Source organism: Pseudoduganella aquatica (assembly GCF_009857595.1).
Classification (GTDB): domain Bacteria; phylum Pseudomonadota; class Gammaproteobacteria; order Burkholderiales; family Burkholderiaceae_D; genus Rugamonas; species Rugamonas aquatica_A.
In genome coordinates this window covers 42,108-48,714 of sequence record NZ_WWCU01000044.1, presented here as the reverse complement: position 1 = coordinate 48,714, position 6,607 = coordinate 42,108, and the positions used below count along the sequence as shown (strand labels likewise).

Here is a 6,607-nt window from a genome sequence, read left to right as displayed (position 1 = left end):
TGCGCACCGCTTCGCCGCGCATGGCGCCGTCGTAGGCCAGCGCCGCGCCGGCAGCCGCCGGCTTCGCGCCAGCCAGCGCGGGAAAGTCCGCGTCCCCGGCCAGCAGGCGGCCGGCGCCGTCGCGCACCACGAAATAGACCGCGTCGGCGTCGCCGTTGCGCAGCACTTGCTCGGCCTGCGGCGGCAGGTCGATGCGCCAGGCGCCGCCGGCCTCGGACAGGCGCGCCCCCAGCGCGCCGGCGGCGTCGGACAGGCTCTGGTCGAACGCGGCCTGGGCCGGCAGCCAGGCCAGCATATACGTGAGCGCGCCGCCCGCCAGGTTGATCAGCAGGATGGGCGCGATCAGCCACTTGAGCAGGCGCAGCCGGATGCTAGGCATGCGGCGCCAGCTCCAGCATGTAGCCGAAGCCCCGTATGGTGCGGATGGTCACGCCGGCGTCGGCGATTTTCAGGCGCAGGCGGGAGATATACACTTCCACCGCGTTCTGCGTCATGTCCTCGCCCCAGGGCAGGATGGCGTCGATGATCTGCTGCTTGGACACCACCCGCGCGCCGTGCTGCAGCAGGTATTCCAGCACCGCCCACTCGCGCGCCGACAGCTCGATGGCGCGCTCCTTGACGCGGGCGCGCTTGGTGCTGCCGTCCAGCACCAGGTCGCCCATGGCCAGCGCGGCGGCCTTGGGCGCGTTGCGGCGCGCCAGCGCGCGCAGGCGCGCCACCAGTTCCGGGGTGGCGAAAGGCTTGACCAGGTAATCGTCGGCGCCCAGTTCCAGGCCGCGCACGCGGTCCTCGATGGCGTCGCGCGCCGTCAGCAGCAGCACGGGAATGGCGCTGCCGCGCGCGCGCAGGCGGCGCACCACTTCAAAACCGTCTATGCCGGGCAGGCCGATGTCGAGCACCACCACGGCCACTTCGGCCGCGCCGGCGCGCTGCAGCAGCGCGTCGGCCTCGGTGCCGCTGCGCAGCACGTCGACCGCCATGCCGTGGCCGCTCAATACGCGGTGCAGGCCGTCGGCCAGCACCACGTCATCTTCCACCAGTAATACGTGCATAGCCTGCCTCATGTTTCACGCAGTCAAGGCTGCGCCTGCAGGCACTATAAGGGCAAGCACGGCCGATGTACAGCCGTGCGGGAGAGGGCGGAACCGGCGCGGGGCCGTTCAGATGGTGGTGCGGCGGCGCGTGCGGATGCGCGCGCCGTTGCCGTCGGTGGTGCTGTAGGCCCTGGTCGAGGACAGGCGGTACATCAGCACATCGCCCCCCACGCAGACCACCAGCGGCACCATCAGCATCAGCGCGTCGATGCGTTCCATGTTGCCTGCGAAACACACCTCGAAGAACAGCAAGGCGATCATCACGCAAGTCACCACGGCCAGCGACAGGAAGCAAAGCGCCTTCACCTGCTTCGATTTCCGCTTGCCCGACGCGACGAAATACGCGGCGCTGACGCAATGGAACAGCAGCAGCAAGGTAGTGCCCAGATAGAAATAGAGTACGGCGTCGATGACGGCTCCCTTCTTGTCACTTCTTCATAAAAATATAATTGAACTTCCCACCTGGAAAATTCTACCAAGAATGGCACGTTTCGCGGCGGAAAATCTATCGAATAATCACACCAGCCCGTTTTTCTTTCACGAAGCTGTAACAATCGGCAGGCATTATTGCAGCGTGGAAATTTTACAACGTGGAATATTGATGAATACCTTATTCGGCCCAGCCATCGCCCTGATGCAGCGCCTGCGCCTGTTTCCCAAATTCGTACTGGTGACGCTGGTTTTCCTGCTGCCGCTGCTCGTGGTCACGGCCTTGCTGATGCACGAACTGCACAAATCGCTGGCCGTGACCGAAGGCGAGCAACGCGGCGTGGCCTACATCAGCCAGCTGCAGCAGGTCAGCCAGCTGGTGCAGCAGCACCGCACGCTGGAACGGCTGCGCCTGGCCGCGCGCCAGCCGCTGGACGGCGCGGCGCTGCGTGGCGATATCGAAACCCGGCTGAAACGCCTGGACAACTGGCAGCAGGACGCGGCCGGCCTGGCGGCCCTGCCGGAGTGGACTGCGGTGCGCCAGACGTGGAAGACGCTGGCAGACCATCAGCCGACTATAAGCGCGAAGGACAGTATGGCAGCGCACAGTATGCTGCTGGGCCAGCTCGCCAAGCTGGGCACGCTGGTGGCGGACCGCTCCAGCCTCAGCCTGGACCCGGAAGTGCAGACCCACTACCTGATCTCCACCTTCCAGCAGACCTTGCCCGAGGTGGCGGAAGACCTGTCCGTGCTGGCCGCGCGCGGCGCCGCCTATATCGACAGCGGCCTGTTCGAAGGCAACGAGGACCAGCTGGTCAACGCCACCGCCTTGCTGGCGCGCCACAAGCTGGAGCGTTTGCCTGCCGAAGCCGGCACCATACTGCAGCACAACCCGCAGCTGAAAACGGCGCTGCAGCCGCACCTGGCGGCCGTGCCCGCGGCGCTGGCCTTTTTGGAGCGCAACAAGAACGAAGTGAGCAACTCCTACAACCAGACCAGCGGCAAGGAATTCAGCGCCGCCGGCAACGAGGCCATAGTCAAGCTGTACGGCTTCGCGGCCGCGTCCGCCGCCGCGCTGGACCAGCTGCTGGCCGAGCGCATGGCGCGCGACCAGTGGCGCCGCAAGCTGATGCTGGCCGGCGTGGCCGCCGCGCTGGCGGTGGCGGCCGTGCTGTTCGCCGGCTTCTACCTGTCCTTCTCGCGCGACGTGGCCAGCCTGAACCGCGCCGTGCAAGCCGCCGCCGCCGGCGACCTGGCGGTGGAGGTCCGCTCCCCGGCGCGCGACGAGATCGGCAGCCTGGTGAACTCCTTCGGCGCCATGACGCAGTCGCTGGCCCTGCTGGTGGACGATATCCGCAGCGGCGCCGGCCGCATCGCCGACGGCGCCGACGAACTGGCCAGCGGCAACGCCGCCCTGTCCGGCCACACCGAGGCGCAGGCGGACGATCTGTCCGCCACCGTGGCCTCGATGCGCGCCCTGACCGCCACCGTGCAGCGCAACGCGGCCCACGCCGAAAGCGGCCGCCAGCTGGTGCAAAGCGCCTCCGGCATTGCGCTGCAGGGCGGGCGCAGCGTGGCCGCCGTGGTCGACACCATGGCCGGCATCCGCGCCAGCTCGGACAAGATCAGCGACATTATCGGCGTCATCGACGGCATCGCCTTTCAGACCAATATCCTGGCCCTGAACGCGGCGGTGGAAGCGGCCCGCGCCGGCGAGCAGGGGCGCGGCTTCGCCGTGGTGGCCGGCGAGGTGCGCAGCCTGGCGCAGCGCTCGGCCTCGGCCGCGCTGGAAATCAAGAAACTGATCGGCGATTCGGTCAAGCAGGTGGAAGCCGGCAGCGCCCTGGTGAACTCGGCCGGCGCCACCATGACGCAGGTGGTGCAGTCGGTGCAGCAGACCGCCGCCATCATCGAGCAGATCAGCGCCGCCGAAGCGGTGCAGCGCGGCGAGATCGAACAAGTGGACCACGCCCTGGCGCGCATCGAAGACATGACGCGCCAGAACGGCACGCTGGTGCTGCAGGCCTCGGCCGGCGCGGACCGCCTGCACGAGGAGGCCGCCCAGCTGGGCCAGGCGGTGAGCCGCTTCCGCCTGGACGGCCACGCCGCCGAGGCTGCCGCCCCCGTCCGCACCGCCGCCGTGCTGGAAACCGTGGCCCCGGCCCGCGAGTGGAGCGCCAACCAGCCCACCATCGTGTCGCGCAAACGCGAGCGCCTGCTGGGCTAGCTTCCCGCGAAGGGCGTGCCGAACACGCCCACCGCCAGCTCCGCCCACGCCAGCAGCAGCACGGCCGCCATGGCCATGCCCAGCAGCAGCCTGCTGCGCGCGGTGCGGAACAGCCGCGCCAGGATCAGATAGACCAGGCCGGTGCCCGCCAGCAGCACGGCGGCGGCGGCAAAATCAAACCCGTCCCACGCCACCTCATCGGTGAACTGCATCGCCAGCAGCGGCGCCAGCAGTATCAGCGCCGTGCCCAGCGCCACCAGGCCTAGCTGCCGGCCGAACTGCTGCATGCCTGCATATCTTCCCATTTGCCTTCTCCTTTTGACCAAGTGCAGCCATCCTGGGCCGGTTTTGTGAAGCCAGTATGCGTTCCGCATGCGCCGCCGCGGTTAGCTGCGGTAGGACTGGGCTGACAAGGCTCCATGCAAGGAGCCTACACGGGAGCGGTGCCCCGTCTTATGTTCGCCAGGCACATACGAGCCTAAAGTGCTAACAACGCGATGGATAAAGTGGAGCGAGAACAGAAGCCCACCCGGAGATAGCAAACCGGCATCCCTTGCGGCCCTGTACTTAGCCTGTGAGGAACAAAATGAACAACACTCAACTTAGCAGCGATACCGCAAAACTGTCGCTCTCCCAGACGATGCCCGTCGGCTCGCGGGAATTCAAAGTTGCGTCCCGGCCGGTTGTCAGCTATAGCGGTACACAGCAGAACGAACTGCTGGCCGCCTTGCCTCGTGAAGTCCTGGAATCGCTGTTCGAACACCTGGAACTGGTGACCCTGCCCTTCGGCAAGGAGCTGTTCGAGTTCGGCAGCAAGCTGGACAATGTGTATTTCCCCACCACCGCCATCGTCTCGCTGCTGTACGTGATGGAGGACGGCGCCACCACCGAGATCGCGGTGGTGGGCCATGAAGGCGTGGTGGGCGTGTCGATGTTCCCCGGCGAGCGCGCCATGTGCAGCGCCGTGGTGCAGAGCGCCGGCTACGGCTACCGCCTGAAAGCCCAGCATCTGCGCGAGGCCTTCAACCAGGGCGGCGCCCTGCCCCAGCTGCTGATGCGCTACAACCACGCGCTGTTCGCGCAGATGGCCCAGAACGCCGTCGGCGGCCGCCACAGCTCCATCGAGCAGAAGCTGTGCCGCTGGCTGCTGGACCGCCTGGACCGCTCGCTGAGCAATGAGCTGAAAGTGACCCAGGAAATGATTTCCATCATGCTGGGCGTGCGCCGCGAAAGCATCACCGCCGCCGCCGGCAAGCTGCAGGAAGACGGCCTGATCACCTACCGCCGCGGCAACATCACCGTTATTGATCGTTCAGGCTTGGAACGCTATGCGGGCGAGTGCTATAAGGTGGCGAAGACGGAGTACGACCGCCTGCTGGTGGACGTGGCAGGCTGCTAGGCTGGCCCGCTTCGGCAAGATCGGCCTTGACGCGCAGCGGTATATGCACCTCGATACACGTCCCCTTGTCGTTGCGGCCGCGCCTGATGGTCAGGGTGCCGCCCAGCAGCAGCGCGCGTTCCCGCATGCCCAGCAGGCCATGCGACATCGGCTTCACCAGCGTGTTCGATTCGATGCCCACCCCGTCGTCGATCACGCGCAGCACCAGCAACTCCTCGCTGCACGTCAGCGTCACCGTCACCTTGGTGGCGCGCGCGTATTTGCGGATATTGGTCAGCGATTCCTGCACGATGCGGAACAAGGCGATGGCCAGGCTGGCGTCGCGCGCCTTGGCCACGCCGTCGATATGGCGCGCGATATCGGTCTCGCAGGGCAGCGTGGACATGCGGCTGAATTCTTCGCAATAGCTTTCGATGGCGGCGCACAGGCCCAGGTTGTCCAGCAGGCTGGGGCGCAGGTTTTCGATAATGCGGCGCTTCATTTCCACCGCGTCGAGCAAGGTGGCGCGGGCGCGCTTGAGCTGGCCCGCCAGCTCCGGATCGGTCTTTTGCAGCTGCTGCATGACGGCGCCCAGGTCCATGCTGATGGACGTGAGGTGGGCGCCCATTTCGTCGTGCAGCTCGCGCGACAGGCGCACTTTTTCTTCCTCGCTGATGCTGATCAGGTGGCGCGACAGCACGGACAGCTGCTCGGTGCGCTGCGCCACCATGGATTCGAGATTGTCGTTCGACATCTGCAAGGCGTGCTCGACCGCCGCCTGGTTGCGGAAGCTGCGCCGCACCAGCTGGTAGAACATCACCAGCACGAAAATGGCCACGGCGTTGATGCCCATGCCCAGCAGCACGGTCTTCTGGTATTGCTGGTAGAAGCTGGCGCTGCGCGCGGCCAGCGTTTCGTTCTGCTCCTGCACCATGATGACGACCAGCAGGCGCAGCTCGTCCATCGAAGCGCGGTCGTCGCTGACCTTGGCGATGTTGACGATGTCGTCCAGTCCGCCATGCCGGTAGACCTCGATCGACTGCCCCATCAGCGCCAGCTTGCGCCGCACGATGGTGTGCAGCTGGGCCAGGTTTTTCAGCTGCGAGGGGCTGTCGGCCAGCAGCAGTTCCAGTTCCTTGAATTCGGCTTCGGTCTCGGCGGTGACGGTGCGCGTCGGCCCCAGGTAGGCCTCCTTGCCGGACACGAAATAGCCCCGCATGCTGCTCTCGGCGTCGAGCACCAGCACGTTCAGGTATTGCAGGCGTTCCGCCACCCGCGAGGACTGGCTCAACTGGAAGTTGGCGCCCCTGAGTGATTGCAGGTTGTGAAACAGGCTGAAGCCGTTCACGATCAGTATCAGTGCGCAGGTGACGCACAGTACGGTCTTGTACAGGGGCAGTCTGTGGTGGGGCGCCGCGTCGACGGTGAAATACATCCTGATAGGCATCCTTCGCTAGATGAGCAGCGTTTATGGCAGGG

Annotated in this window: 7 protein-coding genes; 2 read left to right on the top strand and 5 right to left on the bottom strand. The window is 66.2% G+C overall.

Going from position 1 to position 6,607, the window contains the following annotated elements; translation table 11 throughout:
- From GTP77_RS25945 to GTP77_RS25935, 3 genes are all read right to left on the bottom strand, one after another.
- Positions 1-379: sensor histidine kinase N-terminal domain-containing protein (locus GTP77_RS25945; RefSeq protein ID WP_187358860.1), on the bottom strand; the 379-nt coding region annotated here is incomplete at its 3' end.
- Positions 372-1,052 (bottom strand): response regulator transcription factor, encoded by a 681-nt coding sequence (locus tag GTP77_RS25940; RefSeq protein ID WP_161075044.1) that lies wholly within the window; start codon positions 1,050-1,052, stop codon positions 372-374. The genes GTP77_RS25940 and GTP77_RS25945, both read right to left, overlap by 8 nt.
- Positions 1,053-1,160: 108 nt before the next feature.
- Positions 1,161-1,469, bottom strand: coding sequence for a hypothetical protein (locus GTP77_RS25935; protein ID WP_161075043.1), 309 nt, complete (start codon positions 1,467-1,469; stop codon positions 1,161-1,163).
- 226 nt (positions 1,470-1,695) lie between these two features.
- On the opposite strand from GTP77_RS25935, the gene GTP77_RS25930 reads away from it, so the two are divergent.
- Positions 1,696-3,750 carry a methyl-accepting chemotaxis protein gene (locus GTP77_RS25930; protein ID WP_161075042.1) on the top strand — a complete coding sequence of 685 codons (2,055 nt, stop codon included), beginning with the start codon at positions 1,696-1,698 and terminating at the stop codon, positions 3,748-3,750.
- Here GTP77_RS25930 and GTP77_RS25925 read toward each other — a convergent pair.
- Positions 3,747-4,055, bottom strand: coding sequence for a hypothetical protein (locus GTP77_RS25925; RefSeq protein WP_223149400.1), 309 nt, complete (start codon positions 4,053-4,055; stop codon positions 3,747-3,749). The two genes, GTP77_RS25930 and GTP77_RS25925, sit on opposite strands and share 4 nt — an antisense overlap.
- Before the next feature lie 281 nt (positions 4,056-4,336).
- On the opposite strand from GTP77_RS25925, the gene GTP77_RS25920 reads away from it, so the two are divergent.
- Positions 4,337-5,149, top strand: a complete 813-nt coding sequence (locus GTP77_RS25920) for a Crp/Fnr family transcriptional regulator (RefSeq protein ID WP_161075041.1) — start codon at positions 4,337-4,339, stop codon at positions 5,147-5,149.
- On the opposite strand, the gene GTP77_RS25915 is transcribed toward GTP77_RS25920, so the two are convergent.
- The gene (locus GTP77_RS25915; RefSeq protein WP_161075040.1) at positions 5,052-6,563 is read right to left on the bottom strand and encodes a CHASE3 domain-containing protein; all 1,512 of its coding nucleotides are present in this window, start codon (positions 6,561-6,563) and stop codon (positions 5,052-5,054) included. The genes GTP77_RS25920 and GTP77_RS25915 overlap by 98 nt on opposite strands.
- Between the last annotated feature and the right edge of the window lie 44 nt (positions 6,564-6,607).

Bases quoted from the DNA above. Each gene is read 5' to 3' on its own strand.
- GTP77_RS25940 (WP_161075044.1), bottom strand. From the start codon at position 1,052: ATGCACGTATTACTGGTGGAAGATGACGTGGTGCTGGCCGACGGCCTG.
- GTP77_RS25930 (WP_161075042.1), top strand. From the start codon at position 1,696: ATGAATACCTTATTCGGCCCAGCCATCGCCCTGATGCAGCGCCTGCGC.
- GTP77_RS25925 (WP_223149400.1), bottom strand. From the start codon at position 4,055: ATGGGAAGATATGCAGGCATGCAGCAGTTCGGCCGGCAGCTAGGCCTG.
- GTP77_RS25920 (WP_161075041.1), top strand. From the start codon at position 4,337: ATGAACAACACTCAACTTAGCAGCGATACCGCAAAACTGTCGCTCTCC.
- GTP77_RS25915 (WP_161075040.1), bottom strand. From the start codon at position 6,563: ATGTATTTCACCGTCGACGCGGCGCCCCACCACAGACTGCCCCTGTAC.